Source organism: Aeromonas sp. QDB34 (assembly GCF_027705405.1).
Lineage (GTDB): Bacteria > Pseudomonadota > Gammaproteobacteria > Enterobacterales > Aeromonadaceae > Aeromonas > Aeromonas hydrophila.
The window spans coordinates 365,145-383,252 of record NZ_JAPDBT010000001.1 but is presented as its reverse complement, the minus strand read 5'-3'; the positions used below and the strand labels follow the sequence as shown (position 1 = coordinate 383,252).

General features: G+C 63.5%; 21 protein-coding genes. 11 read left to right on the top strand and 10 right to left on the bottom strand.

The window, feature by feature from the left end; translation table 11 throughout:
• Nucleotides 1-63: 63 nt before the first annotated feature.
• Nucleotides 64-672, bottom strand: coding sequence for a 2OG-Fe(II) oxygenase (locus OKC29_RS01710; RefSeq protein ID WP_162275678.1), 609 nt, complete (start codon nucleotides 670-672; stop codon nucleotides 64-66).
• Nucleotides 673-959: 287 nt separating this feature from the next.
• Here OKC29_RS01710 and OKC29_RS01705 point away from each other — a divergent pair, with 287 nt between their 5' ends.
• A complete protein-coding gene (locus OKC29_RS01705) occupies nucleotides 960-1,436 on the top strand; it encodes a glutathione peroxidase (RefSeq protein WP_073350121.1) in 477 nt (158 codons plus the stop codon).
• A 159-nt stretch (nucleotides 1,437-1,595) separates the two neighbouring features.
• A complete protein-coding gene (locus tag OKC29_RS01700) occupies nucleotides 1,596-2,981 on the top strand; it encodes a DEAD/DEAH box helicase (protein ID WP_029301011.1) in 1,386 nt (461 codons plus the stop codon).
• A 50-nt stretch (nucleotides 2,982-3,031) separates the two neighbouring features.
• On the opposite strand, the gene OKC29_RS01695 is transcribed toward OKC29_RS01700, so the two are convergent.
• The 4 genes from OKC29_RS01695 to OKC29_RS01680 all read right to left on the bottom strand — a co-directional run bounded on the left by OKC29_RS01695 (nucleotide 3,032) and on the right by OKC29_RS01680 (nucleotide 5,381).
• Nucleotides 3,032-3,499 carry an acetyltransferase gene (locus tag OKC29_RS01695; protein ID WP_073350119.1) on the bottom strand — a complete coding sequence of 156 codons (468 nt, stop codon included), beginning with the start codon at nucleotides 3,497-3,499 and terminating at the stop codon, nucleotides 3,032-3,034.
• A gap of 7 nt (nucleotides 3,500-3,506) precedes the next feature.
• On the bottom strand, nucleotides 3,507-3,998 hold the full coding sequence (locus OKC29_RS01690; RefSeq protein ID WP_073350117.1) for a GNAT family N-acetyltransferase: 492 nt from the start codon (nucleotides 3,996-3,998) through the stop codon (nucleotides 3,507-3,509).
• A gap of 33 nt (nucleotides 3,999-4,031) precedes the next feature.
• The gene (locus OKC29_RS01685; protein WP_011706244.1) at nucleotides 4,032-4,364 is read right to left on the bottom strand and encodes a YnfA family protein; all 333 of its coding nucleotides are present in this window, start codon (nucleotides 4,362-4,364) and stop codon (nucleotides 4,032-4,034) included.
• Between the two features lie 171 nt (nucleotides 4,365-4,535).
• The gene (locus tag OKC29_RS01680; RefSeq protein WP_073350115.1) at nucleotides 4,536-5,381 is read right to left on the bottom strand and encodes a DUF5718 family protein; all 846 of its coding nucleotides are present in this window, start codon (nucleotides 5,379-5,381) and stop codon (nucleotides 4,536-4,538) included.
• Nucleotides 5,382-5,737: 356 nt separating this feature from the next.
• Here OKC29_RS01680 and cyaB point away from each other — a divergent pair, with 356 nt between their 5' ends.
• The 5 genes from cyaB (at nucleotide 5,738) to OKC29_RS01655 (ending at nucleotide 9,196) form a co-directional block, all read left to right on the top strand.
• Nucleotides 5,738-6,310, top strand: coding sequence for a class IV adenylate cyclase (gene cyaB / locus OKC29_RS01675; protein WP_073350113.1), 573 nt, complete (start codon nucleotides 5,738-5,740; stop codon nucleotides 6,308-6,310).
• A complete protein-coding gene (locus tag OKC29_RS01670) occupies nucleotides 6,307-6,699 on the top strand; it encodes an NUDIX hydrolase (RefSeq protein ID WP_026141403.1) in 393 nt (130 codons plus the stop codon). The genes cyaB and OKC29_RS01670 overlap by 4 nt, the downstream gene beginning before the upstream one ends.
• Before the next feature lie 169 nt (nucleotides 6,700-6,868).
• On the top strand, nucleotides 6,869-7,375 hold the full coding sequence (locus OKC29_RS01665) for a GNAT family N-acetyltransferase (RefSeq protein WP_011706248.1): 507 nt from the start codon (nucleotides 6,869-6,871) through the stop codon (nucleotides 7,373-7,375).
• A gap of 253 nt (nucleotides 7,376-7,628) precedes the next feature.
• Entirely contained in the window at nucleotides 7,629-8,747 is a 1,119-nt protein-coding gene (locus tag OKC29_RS01660; RefSeq protein ID WP_083557445.1) for a glycerol dehydrogenase, read from the top strand.
• A gap of 116 nt (nucleotides 8,748-8,863) precedes the next feature.
• Nucleotides 8,864-9,196 (top strand): antibiotic biosynthesis monooxygenase family protein, encoded by a 333-nt coding sequence (locus OKC29_RS01655; protein WP_073350111.1) that lies wholly within the window; start codon nucleotides 8,864-8,866, stop codon nucleotides 9,194-9,196.
• A gap of 175 nt (nucleotides 9,197-9,371) precedes the next feature.
• On the opposite strand, the gene pdxY is transcribed toward OKC29_RS01655, so the two are convergent.
• From pdxY to OKC29_RS01640, 3 genes are all read right to left on the bottom strand, one after another.
• Nucleotides 9,372-10,235, bottom strand: coding sequence for a pyridoxal kinase PdxY (pdxY, locus tag OKC29_RS01650; protein ID WP_073350109.1), 864 nt, complete (start codon nucleotides 10,233-10,235; stop codon nucleotides 9,372-9,374).
• 472 nt (nucleotides 10,236-10,707) lie between these two features.
• A complete protein-coding gene (locus OKC29_RS01645) occupies nucleotides 10,708-11,463 on the bottom strand; it encodes a DUF429 domain-containing protein (protein WP_073350107.1) in 756 nt (251 codons plus the stop codon).
• 78 nt (nucleotides 11,464-11,541) lie between these two features.
• Nucleotides 11,542-12,105 carry a VC2662 family protein gene (locus OKC29_RS01640; protein ID WP_017409548.1) on the bottom strand — a complete coding sequence of 188 codons (564 nt, stop codon included), beginning with the start codon at nucleotides 12,103-12,105 and terminating at the stop codon, nucleotides 11,542-11,544.
• A gap of 318 nt (nucleotides 12,106-12,423) precedes the next feature.
• Between OKC29_RS01640 and OKC29_RS01635 the strand changes: the two genes are divergently transcribed.
• The 4 genes from OKC29_RS01635 to ybcJ all read left to right on the top strand — a co-directional run bounded on the left by OKC29_RS01635 (nucleotide 12,424) and on the right by ybcJ (nucleotide 15,476).
• A complete protein-coding gene (locus OKC29_RS01635) occupies nucleotides 12,424-12,774 on the top strand; it encodes a phasin family protein (protein ID WP_011706254.1) in 351 nt (116 codons plus the stop codon).
• Between the two features lie 93 nt (nucleotides 12,775-12,867).
• The gene (locus tag OKC29_RS01630; protein ID WP_073350105.1) at nucleotides 12,868-14,652 is read left to right on the top strand and encodes a class I poly(R)-hydroxyalkanoic acid synthase; all 1,785 of its coding nucleotides are present in this window, start codon (nucleotides 12,868-12,870) and stop codon (nucleotides 14,650-14,652) included.
• Nucleotides 14,649-15,053: a MaoC family dehydratase gene (locus tag OKC29_RS01625; protein WP_073350103.1), complete on the top strand. Its 405-nt coding sequence runs from the start codon at nucleotides 14,649-14,651 to the stop codon at nucleotides 15,051-15,053. The genes OKC29_RS01630 and OKC29_RS01625 overlap by 4 nt, the downstream gene beginning before the upstream one ends.
• A gap of 189 nt (nucleotides 15,054-15,242) precedes the next feature.
• On the top strand, nucleotides 15,243-15,476 hold the full coding sequence (ybcJ, locus tag OKC29_RS01620) for a ribosome-associated protein YbcJ (protein WP_010674882.1): 234 nt from the start codon (nucleotides 15,243-15,245) through the stop codon (nucleotides 15,474-15,476).
• A 148-nt stretch (nucleotides 15,477-15,624) separates the two neighbouring features.
• Here ybcJ and OKC29_RS01610 read toward each other — a convergent pair whose 3' ends face one another.
• On the bottom strand, nucleotides 15,625-16,098 hold the full coding sequence (locus OKC29_RS01610) for a DUF4442 domain-containing protein (RefSeq protein ID WP_162275677.1): 474 nt from the start codon (nucleotides 16,096-16,098) through the stop codon (nucleotides 15,625-15,627).
• Nucleotides 16,099-16,247: 149 nt separating this feature from the next.
• On the bottom strand, nucleotides 16,248-17,999 hold the full coding sequence (locus OKC29_RS01605; protein ID WP_073350099.1) for an ABC transporter transmembrane domain-containing protein: 1,752 nt from the start codon (nucleotides 17,997-17,999) through the stop codon (nucleotides 16,248-16,250).
• Nucleotides 18,000-18,108 lie beyond the last annotated feature (109 nt).

Here is an 18,108-nt window from a genome sequence, read left to right as displayed (position 1 = left end):
GCCCCATCCGCCGACAACGGCCATAAAAATTCCCGCCTGTGTCAGAAATTGGATGAAAAGAGCTCAACGCGGCGGATCGAGCCGGCCGTTGCCGTTGCCGTTGACCCGAAACCAGCCGGCGATGCTGTAACGCTCCTGGTTGGCGGGCAACACCTCGTGGGGGAACTCTTCGGATAAAAACAGCACCAGCCGCCCGCCCCGGGGCGAGACATCCATCAAAAACTGCTCGTCGTCATCGTACATCCGCAGCACCCCGCCCGCCTGGGGTTGCCACTCGTTGTTCAAGTAGAACACCGAGGTGAGGCGGCGGTTGGAGCGCCCGGCGAAGGCGTCGCGATGGGTGGCATAGAAGTCGCCGCTGCGATAGCGGGCAAAGTGGGCCTCGTAGTCGAACAGCCCCAGCATCAGCATCCGGTTGGCGGCCAGCCGCAGTGCCTCCATGCGGGCCAGATAGTCGGCCACCGGCGCGCCGAGGGAGGGTTCGAGCCAGTGGATCTGATCCCGGCGAATGGCGCGGTTGTCCTGATGCAGGGCATCGCGGCCGATCCCCGCCGGCCGCCACGCATCCGGCAGACACGCCTTGAGAGCATCCACCTCGGCGGCGGTTAAAAAATCATCCACTATCACCCATCCCCGGGTGTAAATGGCGTCCATGACGGCTTGATAGTCCAAGATTGACTCGCAACAAGTGGAGAGAGGGCGCTTTTTAGCGACTTCCAGGGCAAGACACAAACCGGTTTGCTTATCCTCAGAAGTCCCACCATCAATACGCTATCCGGGCGCACAAGGCCCCCATTATCTGGTCGCCCTCGCCAGCCTGTGATCCGGCGCACTCAAATGGCCTCAGACCGGGCCAGATCTTTCATGGCAAAGGGGAAAGCGGCGCTTGCTCCGCGCCGTCGTGCCCGTTACCGTGGAGCAATACGCCCTGAATGGGCCCCATGCAACAGGAGTGCTTCATGTCATTGCCCGACCTTATCCTGCAACGCCTTGACGGTACCGAACTGCCCTTGTCCACCCTGCAAGGCCAGGTCGTGCTGGTGGTCAACGTCGCCAGCCGCTGCGGCTTTACCCCCCAGTACACCGGACTGGAGGCGCTTTATCGCGAACTGGGCCCACGCGGGCTGGTGATCTTGGGCTTCCCCTGCGATCAGTTCGGCCATCAGGAGCCGGGAGATGCAGAGGAGATCGCCCGCTTCTGCTCCCTCGACTATCCGGTCAGCTTCCCCATCATGGCCAAGTGCGAGGTCAACGGCGAGCAGGCCCACCCCTTCTATCAATGGCTCAAGAAGGAGAAACCGGGCCTGCTGGGGCTGGAGAGCGTCAAGTGGAACTTCACCAAGTTTCTGATCGACCGGGATGGCAAGGTGGTTGACCGCTTTGCCCCCACCACCAAACCCGAGAGCCTGCGAGACGATATCCTGGCCCTGCTCTGAGGCCGCGGCACGCGGCGGCCGGACAACGCGACACGGCTGCTGCGTGCAGGGCGCGCATCTGCTATATTACGCCCCCGTTATCATTTCCATCTTGTGGCGGGTGCCAGCGCACCTGCCATCCGCTGAGCCCAAGGCTCACCAGAGGAGTCTCTCTCGAACATGTCATTCAACGAACTGGGTCTGTCTCCGCACATCCTGCGGGCCGTCAAGGAGCTGGGTTACGAACAGCCAACCCCCATCCAGCAACAAGCCATCCCCGCCATTCTGGCCGGACAGGATGTGCTCGGCGGCGCCCAGACAGGCACAGGCAAAACGGCCGGTTTCACCCTGCCCATGCTGCAGCGCCTGCTGGCCAACCATGGCCGTGGCCGCCGTCAGGTACGGGCCCTGGTCCTGACCCCGACCCGCGAACTGGCTGCCCAGGTGGGTGAGAGCATCATCAAATATGCCCACCACCTGCCGTTTCGCACCCTGATCGCCTACGGCGGCGTCAGCATCAAGCCCAATCTGGATGCCATCAAGCTCGGCATCGACATCCTGGTGGCTACCCCGGGCCGTCTGCTGGATCTGCTGACCCAGGGGGCGCTGACCCTGTCCGAGCTGGAAGTGCTGGTGCTGGACGAAGCGGATCGCATGCTCGACATGGGCTTCATCGTCGACATTCGCCGTATCATGAAGGCACTGCCGGCCGAACGGCAGACCCTGCTGTTCTCCGCCACCTTCTCAAGCGAGATCAAGGCGCTGGCGGATGATTTGCTCAACGACCCCACCCTGATCGAAGTGGATCCCAGCAACACCGCCGCCGAGCAGGTGACCCAGCGCATCATCCAGGTCGACCGGGAACGCCGCCGTGAACTGCTCTCCCACATGATTGGCCGCGGCAACTGGCAGCGGGTGCTGGTGTTCGTGCGTACCAAGCAGATCGCCGATCGCCTGGCCCAGCAGATGCAAAAAGACGGGCTCGATACCGTCGCCATCCACGGCGACAAGAGCCAGGGTGCCCGCAACCGGGCGCTGGCGGATTTTCGGGAAGGCAAGGTGCGGGTGCTGGTGGCGACCGACATCGCCGCTCGCGGCCTCGACATCGATCAGCTGCCCCACGTGATCAACTTCGAACTGCCCCAGATGGCGGAGGATTACATCCACCGCATCGGCCGCACCGGCCGCGCCGGCCGTGGCGGCGAGGCCATCTCGCTGGTGAGCCAGGACGAGCTGGGCCAGCTCAAGGGGATAGAGGCGCTGATCGGCCAATCCCTCTCGGTGGAGATCCTGGAAGGGTATGAGCCCAGCGGCAAGCCAAGCCGGCAGACCCTGCCGGGCAGCAAGCCGGTACAAAACCCGCCGCGCGCCCGTGGCGCCGCCAATGCCAAGGGTGGCAACGGCAAATCCGCCGCAGGCAAGAGCAAGGCGAAGAGCGATGGTGGCAAGAAGCCAGCCCCAGCCCGCAAGCGGGAAGTGGTGGGCGAGGATATCGGCTTTACCCCCATGCGCCGCCTGCCCAAGGCCCAGCGCGACGACTATCAGGACAACTCCAACGAGGAGTAACAGGCCGCCCTGACCCCGTCATAAACAAAAAACCGCCCGAGGGCGGTTTTTTACTGGGCCGGCACCGCCGGCCTGTCAGTGCCAGCCGTCGCAATGGACATGTGCAGCAATGGATAGGGTCTGCCCTGCCCGTCCAGCGCCGAGCGCCCCACCACCTCGAAGCCCAGGCGGCGATAGAAGCCGAGCGCCTGCTCATTCTGCTCGTTGACGTCCACCCGGCTCGCCCCCAGCCGGTCGATGGCATCGGCCACCAGCAGGCGACCCACCCCGCCCCCGCGCAGTGCGGGGTCGATGAACAGCATCTCGATGTTGCCCTCGTGCACCCCGCAAAAGCCAGCGATCCCCTGCTCACTGCGGGCGCAGGTGAGGGTCACAGCGTCGAAGTAATGTGCCAGGATGAGCTCGCGCAGGGTGGCGATCTCCTCATCCGGCAAAAAATGGTGGGTGGCGCGCACCGACGCCTCCCACAGCGCGATCAGGGCCTGATAATCCGCGCGTACGGCCTGCTCCAGTCTCATATCGTACTCACTCAACAGATTGGTTGTTCGGGGCCAGCCCGGCCGGCGCCATGGCGTCGACCTGCTTGAGGACAAACCCCTTCTCGATACCGGCCTTGAAGCCGAGCGATGCATAGAGCCGGTGGGCCGCCTCGCGCCCTTCCCCCGACAACAGCATCACCTTGTAGCAATCCTGCTGCCAGGCGAGCGCGAGGGCATGGGTCAGCAACTGCCGGCTGATGCCCCGGCGCCGAAACGCAGAGGCCGTCACCACGTGCTCCACCATGCCAAACGGCCGGCCGCCATTGGTCAGGGTCGCTACCACGCCGAGCTGGCAGGTGGCCGCCAGCTGGCCATCCACCTCCGCCACCAGCAGGTGAAGATGAGGCTGCGCCAGCAAGGCCGTCAGCGCCGTGCGGGCCGCATCCGGCGCAAGCACAGGGTCATGGGGGCGCAATTCTCGATAGAGCGCCAGCAGACCGGCCATATCCTGCAGGGTACAGGCCCTGATGAGCGTCATCTTTCTTCTCCTTGAGCTGCGGGCGATGCGGCTTCACGCCTCGCGGGGGGCAAACATGATGATGGCCATGCCGCACAGGGCCACCAGCGACCCCACCAGATCCCACAGGCTGGGCCGGATGCCGTCCACCAGCCAGAGCCAGAGGATGGCCACGAAGATGTAGACACCGCCATAGGCGGCATAAACGCGCCCGGCCGCAGTCGGGTGCAGCGACAGGAGCCAGGCAAACAGCATCAGGCTCAACCCCGCCGGCAGCAGCAGCCAGACGCTGCGCCCCTGGGTCAGCCAGAGATAGGGCAGATAACAGCCCAGGATCTCGGCCAGCGCCGTCACCAGAAACAACCCCATGGTTTTCAACTCGCCCATCGGCTACCCCATTGTTCAACAACCTGCTCGACAACGTGTTCGGCAAAAAGAGCAATGGTAAGCCAAATGGCCGGGCCAGGTAAGCAGGACCAGGCAACAAACCCGAGGGGAAAGATAGCGGATACATGCACGGCCGGCCTTCCCCCGCCAGCACGGGGGAAGGCCGAGTCATCAGCGGGTCTTGACCGCCTGCAGCAGGACAGACAGATCCGGCCCGAACTGACGGGTGCGAATGGCCTCACGGATATCACTTTCGCTATAACGGCTGGCCGGATAGAGCAGCACGCAGGCAGTGTCGCCGGGCTTCAGAAAGTGGGTCTCGCCAAACGGGGTATAGCGGGTGGCCCCGATGCTGATGAGGGCATGGGTCGGACGTCCGGCCTGGGCCAGCAGCCCCTGGATGTGCTCGGCCGGCCCCTCGTCCCGCTGATGGTTGAACTTGTCGATGGCCCACGTCAGCAGCTGGCCGTGGAAATAGCTGTAATCCACCGCTGCGCTATCGACACCGTAGGGGTGCAGCTCACCGTCCCGCTCCAGATAGCAGGCGATGCGGTAGTCATCGAGCTCGCAGCCGGTGGCGAAGTGGGACAGGGGCAGCAACGCGGGGGCCAGCCCCTTGCTCTCTTCGCCCCAGTTCTTCTTCTCGCTGATCTTTTTGGCGTTGGGACGACGGATGGAGCAGTCGTTGTAGGCACCAAAGGCGCGCGGATGGATGGCCACCACCTGCTCCCCCGCGTACTCCAGCTCGCACCAGATCGCCACTTCCGGCTCTATCTGCACCTTCTCATCGCCGCTCACCGCTGCTTCCGGCAAGAAGATGGCGTTGCCGCTCAAGGGGAAGACGCCGAGCTGGCCGGGGTGGCCCGGCACGTAGAAGGGGAACAGCGCCTTGGGGGCGCTGGTGTCGCGCACCACCACCGCCACGAAATCCGAGGCCTCGCCGGCCTGCTCCAGATGACCGGCGAAATTGCCCGCCACCCCGAGTCCGATAAACTTGCTCTCTGCTGTCACTTGCATCTTCTCACCTGCCTCTTGCCAAAGCGAAGGCAGCGGCCCGGCACGGGGCGGCTGCCGCAAACGTGGCGAGGATTAAAACACAGGGATCTGCCCTCGCCCAGCCTGCACGCCCCATCCTGTGCGCCAGCGCGAACTTTTGCCGGCCGCTCGGCGAGCTTGTGAGCAACCGCCATGCCCGAACTGACTCGACCGTGTGCGGTGCCAGCCCTTGATCACGGCGACAGGCTGCGCATTGATCAACCATGGCCCCCGGAAACAGATCGTTTCCACATCCTGCCGCCTTGCCCCTTGGGCCCGCCCGCCAACTTTGCTAGGCTGCCCGCCATGCCAATCCGCACACTCAAGGATGCCTGCCGATGTCAGCACAGCACTTTCAGGGCCGCTTCGAGGTCGAGTTCAAATACAGGCTCGGCGATGTCGAGGCCTTCACCACTGCCCTCGCCGCCCTCAATCCCGAGGTGATGCTGGAGCGCAACCAGGAGCAGGACACCTACTTCGACACGCCGGACCGCAGCCTGAGCGCAGCGGGCAAGAGCCTGCTGATCCGCGCCATGCAGCCCTCCGGCATCCGGCTCTGGATCGTGAAGGGGCCCGAACCCGATCGCTGCGAGGCGGTCAACATCACCGACGCCGACAAGGCCATCAGCATGCTGCACACCCTGGGCTACCAGCCGATACTGACCCTTCGCAAAGTGCGCAGCATCTATTTCGTCGGCCCCTTCCACGTCACCCTGGATCACCTGGCGGGGCTTGGCGATTTTGCCGAGCTGGCCATCATGACCGATGACGAAACCCTGCTGACAGATTATCGCCAGCAACTGCTGTCCCTGGCCGCCCAGCTCGGGCTGGACCCCGACCGGCTGGAGAGCCGCTCCTATCGCACCCTGTGCGAACAAGCCACCACCCCATCACCAGAGAGACATTCATGATCGACAAACTCGCCTGGCTGACCTTCAAGGATCAGCAACTGCTCTGTGCCCGCTCCCACGGCAAGCACATCTACTACATTCCCGGCGGCAAGCGCGAAGCGGGAGAGAGCGACGAGGCGGCGCTGATGCGCGAAATCGAGGAAGAGCTGGCCGTGGCCCTCAAGCCCGACACCCTGGCGTTTGCCTGCGAGTTCAGCGCCCAGGCCGACGGCAAGCCGCAGGGGGTCAACGTCAGGCTACGCTGCTACACCGGCGAGGCTGACGGCACTCCCGTCGCCTCGGCGGAGATCGCCGAGCTGCGCTGGCTCGACAGCCGCCATATGGCCGAGATCTCGCCGGTTTCCCGGCTGCTGTTTGCCTGGCTGGTCGAACAGAAGCTCATCCGCTGAGGGAAACCCGCCTGGAGGGCGTGATCGGGCGCACCCGGCGAGCGACAACGACTTGAAATTGGCGGCAGAAACGGCGAGTCTAGCCAGTCATCCTGCCGCCGGTCCCGTTGGCGGCAGGCGCCGCGGCAGACCGGGCCGGCGGCGTGAACTTCGTTGACAAGGACTCCTGATGGACATAGTTGAGGTTGATACCACCCAGGGCATCAAGCCTGCCCTCATCACTTTGCTGCAAGACAGCGTCGCCAGCGGCGCCTCGGTGGGCTTCCTGCCGCCACTGACCGAAGAGCAGGGGCTCGTCTATTGGCAGGGCATAGAGACGGAGCTGGCCGCGGGCAGCCGCCGGCTCTGGGTCGCCTTCCTGCAACACCAGCTGGTCGGCGCCCTCCAGCTCTCGCTGTGCACCAAGGCTAATGGCCGTCACCGCGCCGAGGTGGAAAAACTGATGGTGCACAGTCTCCACCGTGGCAAGGGGGTCGGCCGTGCCCTGATGGCCAGCATGGAGCAAGGGGCCAGAGAGGCCGGTCGCAGCCTGCTGGTGCTCGACACCCGGGTGGGCGATGCCGCCTCCCGCCTCTATCGCCAGCTCGGCTACCAGGAGGCGGGCCAGATCCCCGCCTTTGCCCGCAGTGCCGACGGCACCCTGGCGGCCACCCTCTTCTTCTACAAGCAGCTCTGAGCCGCGCACCGCCTCCGCTCTGCACGCCTCTACACGGCACACAACAGTGCGCCCTCCCCATGGAGAGCGCGTTGCGTTACCCCTTCAGCTTTCAGAAAACAATCAAAACAGCATCAAGATTAATTTTGAGTCTGCTATAGCCCCATTTGCATATGATTGTTCCTTCACCTCACCCTAGACGAGGCGTATGGTGTGGCAGGAAGACCCGTTTGCATACCAAACGGATACCGCTCACTGCCTTGAGGAATACTGCATGCCTATCCTGCCTCGTACCGTCACCTCCCCCAAAAAGTTCATCATCGGCCACGATCTGCTGCCCCAACTCCATGATCACGTAAAAGATTTCGGCGACAACGCCCTGCTCGTCAGCGACGAGTTCATTCTGGAGCGAGTACGGGAAGAGGCACTGGCCGGCCTGCTGCAGGCAGGTCTGAAGGGGGCGGTCGAGAAGTTCAACTACGAATGCACCGACATCGAGATCCGCCGTCTGTGCGATCTGGCCGAACAACAGGGGGCCAACGTCATCGTCGGCATCGGCGGCGGCAAGACCCTGGACGTTGCCAAGGCGGTGGCCTTTTACCTGCGCCGCCCCGTGGTGCTGTTTCCCACCATTGCCTCCACCGATGCCCCCTGCACCGCCCTCGCGGTGATCTACAACCCAGCGGGAGAGTTCGAGCGCTATCTGTTTCTGCCCCAGAACCCGGACGTGGTGATCGCCGACACCGCCATCATAGCGGCGGCCCCCGCCCGTTTCTTTGCCGCCGGCGTGGGTGATGCGCTCGCCACCTACTTCGAGGCCCGTGCCTGTTACCAGGCGGACGGCATCAATCTGGTGGGCAAGCGCCCCTCCCGCACCGGCCTCGGGCTGGCCCGGCTCTGCTACGAGCTGCTGGGGGAGAACATCGAGCTGGCGATGGACGCGGTGCGCCACCATGTCACCACCCCGGCGCTGGAGCAGACCATCGAAGCCACCATCTATCTGAGCGGTGTGGGCGCCGAAGCGGGCGGCCTGGCGGCGGCCCATGCGGTCAACAACGGCATGTCGGTGGTGGCGGATCTGCATCGGGCCCAGCACGGCGAGAAGGTGGTGTTCGGCTTGCTCACCCAGCTGGTACTCGAGCGCGCGCCCCAGGCCGAACTGGATGAGGTGATGCGCATCATCCAGCTGGCCGGCCTGCCCATGACTCTGCAGGAGATGGGGCTGAGCCGTTTCGTGGAGAGCGAGTGGCGCCAGGTGGCCAAGCTTGCCTGCGATCCCCTCGACACCATGGGCAACATGCCGATGAGCGTCAGCGAGCAGGATGTCTACCACGCCATGATCGCGGCCAATGCCATGGCCGAGCGCTACCGGGCCCGCCACCCACGCGCCTGATCGGCACTCAAGCCAAGCCGTGATCACACCAACAAGGCCGGCCCCTGCGGCCGGCCTTGTCATTCCCTGCCCGACCTGCTGCAATGGCCCCTTTATCCTTGGGACAAGGAGTCACCATGATATTGGAAGTCGCCCCTCTGCAGGTCATCCCCGATCAGGCTGCCGCCTTCGAGCTGGCCTTCTCCCAGGCCCAGCGCATCATCAGCACCATGCCGGGCTACGGCGGACACCAGCTCCAGCGCTCGCTGACTGATCCCCACCGCTATCTGCTGCTGGTCAACTGGCAGCGCCTCGAAGATCACACCCAGGGCTTTCGTGGCTCACCCCAGTACCAGCAGTGGAAGGCCCTGCTCCATCACTTCTACGATCCCTTCCCCACGGTCGAGCACTACCGGCAGGTCACGTTCGATGAGGCAGAGCAGCGGGAACAGGATAACGGCCTGATCTGAACCGGATGCCCGGTGTCAGGGCCAAGGTGACGGCTGAAGCGACATTGCCTCGTTCGGTGTGCAACCAGATAAGCGGCGCAGGAGTGGACTGTTAACTAAGAGATGAGGAAAGATGATCAGGGGGCCAAGCAGAACGTGGATCATCCACGCCCAGACTTGGCCCCTGATGGCGCGATCAGGCCAGCCGTTCGGCCCGCGCCTTGATCAGGGGGGCGGCAAAAGCCTCCTGGGCCGCGATCAGCTGCAACTCATAGGCATCGGCCTGCCAGGTGTGCAGCAGTACCGTATCCACCGCCGCGTTGGTGCGCTCGAACGCGCTGACGGCATCGTAACCCGCCTGCAGATTGGCCAGCATCAGCGCGCTGATGAGATCCCCCACGCCCACCGGCTGGCGGGCAAACTCGTAGAGCGGGCGGTCGATCAGATAATCTCCCTCGGTGGTGGCCAGCAGCATCTCGAAACGACCCGGCTCACGGGCAGCGCGTCCAAGATGCTTGACCAGCACCATCTTCACCCCGCGCGCCAGCAGCTGATGAGCGGCGGCCCGCGTGTGCGCCAAATCCGTCAGATGGACGTCGCACAGGGTCTCCAGCTCCAGCAGATTGGGGGCCATGATGTCGGCTGCCGGCAGCGCTTTTTCGGTCAAAAAACGGGTCACCCCAGGGGCGACGATGCACCCTTTTTCCGGGTGGCCCATCACCGGATCGCAAAAATAGATGGCGGCAGGATTGGCGGCCTTGACCGCGGCCACCACCGCCAGGATCTCGTCCCCCTGCTCCGCCGAGCCCAGATAACCGCTCAGCACGGCGTCACAGTGGGCCAGCACCTCGATGTTCGAGAGCCCCTCGCACAGGGCGCTGATATGCCCTGCGGGCATCGCCATTCCTTGCCATCCGGCCGCATATTGGGTGTGATTGGAGAACTGCACCGTGTTGATGGGCCATACCTCCATACCGAGACGGCGCATGGGAAACACGGCGGCGCTGTTGCCGGCACAGCCGAACACCACGTGGGACTGGATAGAGAGAATGCGTTTCATCGACATCACCGCAGAGAAGAGTCAGGGGAAAAGCGCAATATATCGGATGAAGATATTGATCTTCCACCCTTGATCAGCACAAACCCTTATTTGGTCGGCAAAATTCTCGATGACGCTGGTTGCCATTGCCATCACCGTCCCCCTCTTTACTGACATGCCGCAGTTTGCAAGCACGGCGATGGCAGGCATGGTTCGATAAGGTGATAGAAAACTCTTGTTTGATGGCATATGAGATTAATAAGTGAGCTTTTTTGTGCGCAGAGCCATGCGCTGACGAGTAAACCGGCAGATACCTGCGGCAGCCCCGGCCATCGGCCAGCAAGGCAGCAAGGCAGCAAGGCAGCAAGGCAGCAAGGCAGCAAGGCAGCAAGGCAGCAAGGCAATTGTGGAAGGAGGCCACGGCGTCGGTGCAAGTGAAGGTATAACCAGCCGGCCAAAGGACAGATCGGGTTGGTCGGCCCGATCCGGTTTATCAGGGGCGAGCGAAGTGGTAGACCCAGCCTTCGTCCAAAGCCATCTCGGCAGGTGGCGCCACCAGTGCCGGCAGCAGGGAGACGCTCCCCTTGGCGGCGTGTTGCAGCGCCATCAGGGCGCAGATGGCGGCGTCGTAGCGATCGGTCCCCGCCGTCACATCGGCCGGCAGATGCGGCAACAGCTCGGCGCGCACCGCCGATGCCTTGCCACCCACCTTGGCAAGGGCAGGATAGACCTCCAGCACGGCGCGGTCGGCCTGTGGTTGCTGCTTGGGCACCAGCTGCAAGTCGGCCAGTCGGGGCAGCATGGCGAGCGCCAGGGTCGCGTTGTTGCCGAGCCTGTCGAAGGTGGCCGAGAGCGGCTTCTTGCCATATTGCCGGTGCAGCCAGCGCTCGCAGTCCCGATAGGCATAAGGGTTGTCTATCTCACGCTGGGGCACGGCGCACTCGGTCGCCCTCCCCGCCAGCAGCTCGCCCAAGGCGCGAGGAAACGCCAGCGGCGCGTCGATCCCGAGCGCCAACTGCGGGCAGGCCAGCACCTGCAGCAGGTGGATCTCGTCGTGCAGTGCCGGGCGCAGCAAGGCATCCAGATCCGGCGCAACCCGTGAGCTCAGTCGAAACAGGGGCGATACCCCAAACCAGTGCAGCCGCTGTTCACGCGCCTGCCACCCCACCACGGCCACCGCCTGGGCACTGCCCTGCCAGCCTCTTACGTCCCAGCCGATGCCGATGGCATCCATGTGTTCCATTGTCATGCCAGTGTCACCTCTGCACGCTATCAATGCAGCACAGGGTAATGGCTGGAGCCCCTAAAGCAAGGTTGGCGGCGCCGCTTAGAAGGATTTCTTGAAATTGATCAGCGGCAAGATGGGGAAAACCCCGTTCTCGGCGTAGTTGGCGAGGCCAATCTGTAGACCGTCCAAATGCTTGGTGGCGTTGATGAAGCCCAGCTGGAAGGTGGTGCGCTCGGCATAGTTGACGAAGCCGACGTTGGCCAGGGCATTGCCCTTGGCGATGTTGACGGCCCCCCAGTTGAGGCCCTGCACATTGTTGGTCAGGTTGACGAAGCCAAGGTTGACGCCCTTGTCCTGACCCTCGTGCCAGTTGACCGCGTTGATCGCCACCCCGCCGAACTGGTGGCGTACCCGGCCGGCGCCGAGGAAGATGCCAAGCTGCAGACCGGTGAATTGATCCACGTCGGAGAGGGCGAAGACCGGCAGATCGATCCCCTTCACCTGACCGGTGCGCCCATAGAGCACAGAGGCTCTGGCCCCCTCGACCTGATGGGACGCGGGCAGATTGACGCCGGGCAAGGAGAGCTGGACAGGGGTACTGGCGTGGGCAACGCCGCCAAGGGCAGCAGCCCCCAGGGCAAGCAGCAGGCGAGCAGGTTTCATCGATGCATTCCTCAAGACTCAGGGAGTGGCGTCAGCCTACCAGCCCCGCGGCCTGGGAACGAGACCCGACGGACGTGGCTGCGTCACCCCTCGTCTGAATCAGGCCAATCAAACTGGACAGATCAGAATCAATATTTCGCCAAAAATTAACATTTATATTATTTACATCAAGCCTCATTTGGTAACACAATGCCTAAACGTGCGTTTGAACAGAGCAAACGACACGTGACGACTTAAGGATGTAGTCGAACGGATGTAACCGAAGAATGGGCCCATCGGCCTTTTGCAATACCCTTCTGCCAACCACGGAGACACGCGATGAATATGGACGTAATCAAGACCTTTACCGAGCAGATGCAAGGCTTTGCCGCCCCCCTCACCCGTTATAACCAGCTGCTGGCCAGCAACATCGAACAGCTGACCCGGCTGCAGCTGGCCTCCGCCAACGCCTATGCCGAGCTGGGACTGAACCAGCTGCAGGCCGCCGGCAAGGTGCAGGATGCCCAGAGCCTGGCGGCCCTCGGCACCGTCCAGCTGGAGACCGCCAGCCAGCTCTCCCGCCAGATGCTGGACGACATCCAGAAGCTCAACACCCTCGGCCAGCAGTTCAAGGACGACCTCGACGCCCTGGCTGCCGACGGCATCAAAAAGAGCACGGGCAAGGCCTGATATCCCCCTGGCTGCCCGCGACGGGCAGCCACATCTCCCCATGCTCCGTCACGACAGGCTCGCCCTGCGCCGGGGATGGGTGAAGGAGAGAACATGAGCCAATCATCTTACGGCCCGCTGTTCGAGGCCCTGGCCCACTACAACGACAAGCTGCTGGACATGGCCAAGGCGCAGACAGAGCGCACGGCCCAAGCCCTGCTGCAGACCAATCTCGACGATCTCGGCCAGGTGCTGGAACAGGGGAGCCAGCAGCCCTGGCAACTGATCAATGCCCAGATGAACTGGTGGCAGGATCAGCTCAAGCTGATGCAGCACACCCTGCTCAAAAGCGCAGGCCAGCAGAGCGAACCGCTCATCGCCCCCGAGCGCAGCGATCGTCGCTTCAAGGCCGACGCCTGGAGCGAGCAGCCCATTTATGACTACCTCAAGCAGTCTTATCTGCTGACCGCCAAGCACCTGCTGGCTTCGGTGGATGCCCTCGAGGGAGTGCCCCAGAAGAGCCGGGAGCGGCTGCGTTTCTTTACCCGCCAGTACATCAACGCCATGGCCCCCAGCAACTTTCTGGCCACCAACCCGGAGCTGCTCAAGCTGACCCTGGAGTCTGACGGCCAGAATCTGGTGCGCGGGCTGGCGCTGCTGGCCGAAGATCTCGAGCGCAGCGCCGATCAGCTCAACATCCGGCTGACCGACGAGTCCGCCTTTGAGCTGGGGCGGGATCTGGCGCTGACGCCGGGCCGGGTGGTGCAGCGCACCGAGCTGTATGAGCTCATTCAGTACAGCCCGACCACGGAAACGGTGGCCAGGACGCCGGTGCTGATCGTGCCGCCCTTCATCAACAAGTACTACATCCTGGACATGCGGCCCCAGAACTCTCTGGTGGCCTGGCTGGTCGCCCAGGGCCAGACGGTGTTCATGATCTCCTGGCGCAACCCGGGTCCGGCCCAGGCCGACATCGATCTCGACGACTACGTGGTGGACGGGGTCATCGCCGCGCTGGATGGCGTGGAGGCGGCCACCGGCGAGCGGGAAGTGCACGGCATCGGCTACTGCATCGGCGGTACCGCCCTCTCCCTGGCCATGGGCTGGCTGGCTGCCAGACGCCAGAAGCAGCGGGTTCGATCCGCCACCCTGTTCACCACCCTGCTCGACTTCTCCCAACCGGGGGAACTTGGCATCTTCATCCACGAGCCCATCATTGCGGCGCTGGAAGCCCAGAACGAGGCCAAGGGCATCATGGACGGGCGCCAGTTGGCGGTCTCCTTCAGCCTGCTGCGGGAGAACAGCCTCTACTGGAATTACTACATCGACAGCTACCTCAAGGGGCAGAGCCCGGTGGCGTTCGATCTGCTGCACTGGAACAGCGACAGCACCAACGTGGCGGGCAAGACCCACAGCAGCCTGCTGCGCCGGCTCTATCTGGAGAACCAGCTGGTGAAGGGGGAGCTCAAGATCCGCCACACCCGCATCGATCTCGGCAAGGTGAAGACCCCGGTGCTGCTGGTCTCGGCCATGGACGATCACATCGCCCTCTGGCAAGGAACCTGGCAGGGCATGAAGTTGTTCGGTGGCGAGCAGCGCTTCATCCTGGCTGAATCTGGCCACATCGCCGGCATCGTCAATCCGCCGGACGCCAACAAGTACGGCTTCTGGCAGAACGACGCCGAGACCGCCAGCCCCGAGGCGTGGCTCGCCGGAGCAAGCCACACCCCAGGCTCCTGGTGGCCGCAGATGGCAGCCTTCATCCAGAGCCGGGAAGAGGATCCCGTCCCCCTCCCTGCCCGCATCCCGAGCGAAGGGCTGGAAGCGGCGCCCGGCAGCTACGTCAAGGTCCGGCTCAACCCGGTCTTTGCCCAGACCCCCGAGGAGGAGCCAGCATGAGCACGCTTCCCTTCGACGTGGGCCAACAGGCCAGCCTGACCAAGCGGTTCGGGGCGGCAGAAGTCGAGGCGTTTGCCGGACTGTCGGAGGACTTCAATCCGCTGCACCTGGATCCCGCCTTCGCCGCCACCACGCCGTTCGAGCGCCCCATCGTGCACGGCATGCTGCTGGCCAGCCTCTTCTCGGGGCTGCTGGGCCAGCAGCTGCCGGGCAAGGGCACCGTCTACCTCGGTCAGAGCCTCGCCTTCAAGCAACCGGTGTTTGTGGGAGATGAGGTGACGGCAGAGGTGGAGATCATCGCCCTGCGCAGCGACAAGCCCATCATCACCCTGGCCACCCGCATCCTGACGGCCACCGGCGCCATCGCCGTCAGCGGTGAAGCCGTGGTGAAGTTCGGCTGAAAAGGGTTTGCCCCATGATCTCAGTCAGCCCGGCCACTGCCGGGCTGACTGCTATGGTGTGCGCCCCAAAAATGGTCTTGCAAACCACAATTGCCCGCAGAGAGGTGCCCTTGCCCTTTCTTTGGCGGCCCGAACTGCCTAAAATAACCGCCCTGCTGTTTCAGCCATTCATCCACTAGAGGATTTCCCATGGAGACGTTTCTGCTCGAAGGCCACCCCTTCGTTGCCTTGTGCGACCTTATCAAACATCAGGGTTGGGCCGATTGTGGCGGTGCGGCCAAGGCGCTGGTCGCCGAAGGGCTGGTAGAGGTGGACGGTCAGGTCGAGACCCGCAAACGCTGCAAGATCGTGGCCGAGCAAGTAGTCAACTTCAACGGCATGAAGGTCGTGGTGAAAGAGGGCGTCAGCCCGGAGATCCTCTGATCCCGATGCTCTGCCACGCAAGTGCTACCCAGCACAGTGGCCGAGCAAGTGGTCAACGTCAACGGCATGAAAGTGGTCGTGAAAGAAGGCGTCAGCCCGGAGATCCTCTGACCTCGCTTGAATAAGGGCGCCGACGCGCCCTTTGGCATTAGCTGGCCTTGATCGACAGGGTCAACACGAAGCGCGCCATCGCCTCACCTCCGTTCAGTGACGGACAGGTGGCCACCACCTGGATGGGACGGTTGATGCGCTGACCGCTGGCCAGCGACTCGTCGATCATGGCGTCGATCTCCTCCCCGGCCGCACAGTCAAATTGCACATCCCCCTCGGGCCGTTTCAAAAACTCCCCCTGCACATCCTTGAAGGCGAAGTGCACCTTCTTGCGCCGCTGCCGCCCCTTCTCCATCACCAGCAGACCGCCCACCAGATCGGCGCCGGTCGCCAGCGCGCCGAAGTACATGCTGCCCAGGTGGTTGCGGGTGCGCCAACCAAGCGGAATGCGAATGCGCAGCGCCTTGGCGTTCATCTCTTCGATGACGGGGGCACAAAAACCGATGACGGGGATGTAGCGCCAGGCAAAGAGCCGCAGTGCCAGGTTGGCCTTCAAACGTTGCAAATCCATATGCGAACTGATCCGATGAGTTGATGTAAACAACATGTTGCCAGCATGGCTGGCGTTCGACAAGGACGCGGATCACGCTTGCCACCATTTCACCACCCAAAAAAGAGGGAACCGCACGGGTTCCCTCTGCTCATTCCTGTGGCGGTCGATCAGGCCCGCTTCTCTTCCAGCCAAGCTCCCTGGCTCTGCATCTCGAACAGCTGGGCATAATGGCCACCCAGCGCCATCAACTCGCCATGGCTACCCCGCTCGTTCACCTGACCGCGTGAGAGCAGCAGGATCTCGTCCGCATCGACGATGGTCGAGAGGCGGTGGGCGATGGCGATGGTGGTACGGCCGCGCCGTGCCGCCGCCAGCGCCGAAGAGAGGGCCAGCTCGGTCTGGGAGTCCACGCTGGCGGTCGCCTCGTCCAGAATGAGGATGCGCGGATCGCCCACCAGGGCGCGGGCAAAGGAGAGCAGTTGACGCTGGCCGGCGGAGAGGTTCTTGCCCCCCTCCTCCATCAGGGTGTTCAAGCCCTCCGGCAGGCTCAGCACGAACTCGGCCAGCTGTACCTCGGTCAGCGCCTGCCACAGGCGCGCCTCGTCGATGCCGTCGCGGCCGAGCCGCAGGTTTTCCGCCAAGGTCCCAACGAAGATGAAGGGATCCTGCTGCACCAGCCCGATACTGCGGCGCACCGCCGAGAGCGACAGGCTCGCCATCGGGTGATCATCGAAGCGGATGATGCCCTGATCCAGCGGGTAGAAGCCCATCAGCAGGCTGATGATGGTGGACTTGCCGCTGCCGGTATGACCCACCAGCGCCAGCATCTGGCCCGGTTTGGCGGTAAAGCTCACGTCGCGCAGCACCTGCTGCTCACCATCGTAGGAGAAGCTCACCCGCTCGAAGCGCGCCTGCCCCTTGAGCGGGCGCATCTCGCCGTCGGTGCTCTCGCGCGCTTCATCGAGCAGGGCAAAGACCCGCTCCCCGGCCACCATGGCCTGCTGCAACTGGTTGAGCTGGTTGGTCATCTCGATGAGCGGCTCGATCATCCGCCCCAGATAGCTGATGAAGGCGTAGAGCACCCCCACCTGGATGGCGCCCTCCGCACTCAGCCCCTCGCGGGCAAACAGCGCCAGCAGGCCGATCAGCACCATCATGTAGAACAGATCGATGAGCGGACGCAGCAGGATGCCGTTGATCTTGAGGCTCTTGAGGCGCGCCGCCCAGTGCTGCTGGTTCACCTCGGCAAAGGCATTGGCGAAATGGCGCTCCTGCACCATGGCCTGAATGACCGGCATCCCCTGCAGCGACTCGTTGAGGCGGCTGTTGATGTCGGAAAGCAGGCTGCGGGTCGCCCGCACCACGGGCACGCTCAGTTTCTGATAAAGCCACATCACCCCACCCACCGCCGGCAACAGACAGGCACACACCAGCATCAGCCGCAGATCCAGCAGCGCCATGGAGATGAGGATGCCGCACAGCAGTACCACCTTCTGCACCAGCAGCCCAATCACCTGCACATAGAGGTTCATGATCGCCTCGGTGTCGTTGGTGATGCGGGAGATGAGCGAACCGGAGCGATGCTGGTCAAAGTAGCGGGCCGGCAGCCGGATGGCGGTGGCAAACACCTGCTCGCGCAGCCGCTGCACCACCGCCTGGGCAATGCGGTTGAAGCGCAGAGATTGCAGGTAAAAACCGGCCGCAGACAATACCTGCAGGCCGAGATAGCCGGCGGCGATGGCCGCGATAGCGGGCCATACCAGCTGGCGCGGCGCCAGGTAGTCATCGATGAACAGCTTGATGAGCAAGGGACCGGCCACTTCGGCGCCGGTGGCCAGCAGCAGGCAGATCCCCGCCTGAATGAGCCAGCGTGGATAACGGGCGCAGTACCCGAGCAGTCGTTTGATGGTCGGGTTCACAGGTGCTCCTCCACGTCTTGTTTCAGCCGCTGATGATGAGGCATCAGGCCAGCATACCAGCACTCAGGCTCAGCGCCACACCGAGTGAAGGCGCTCTTGATGAGTGGAC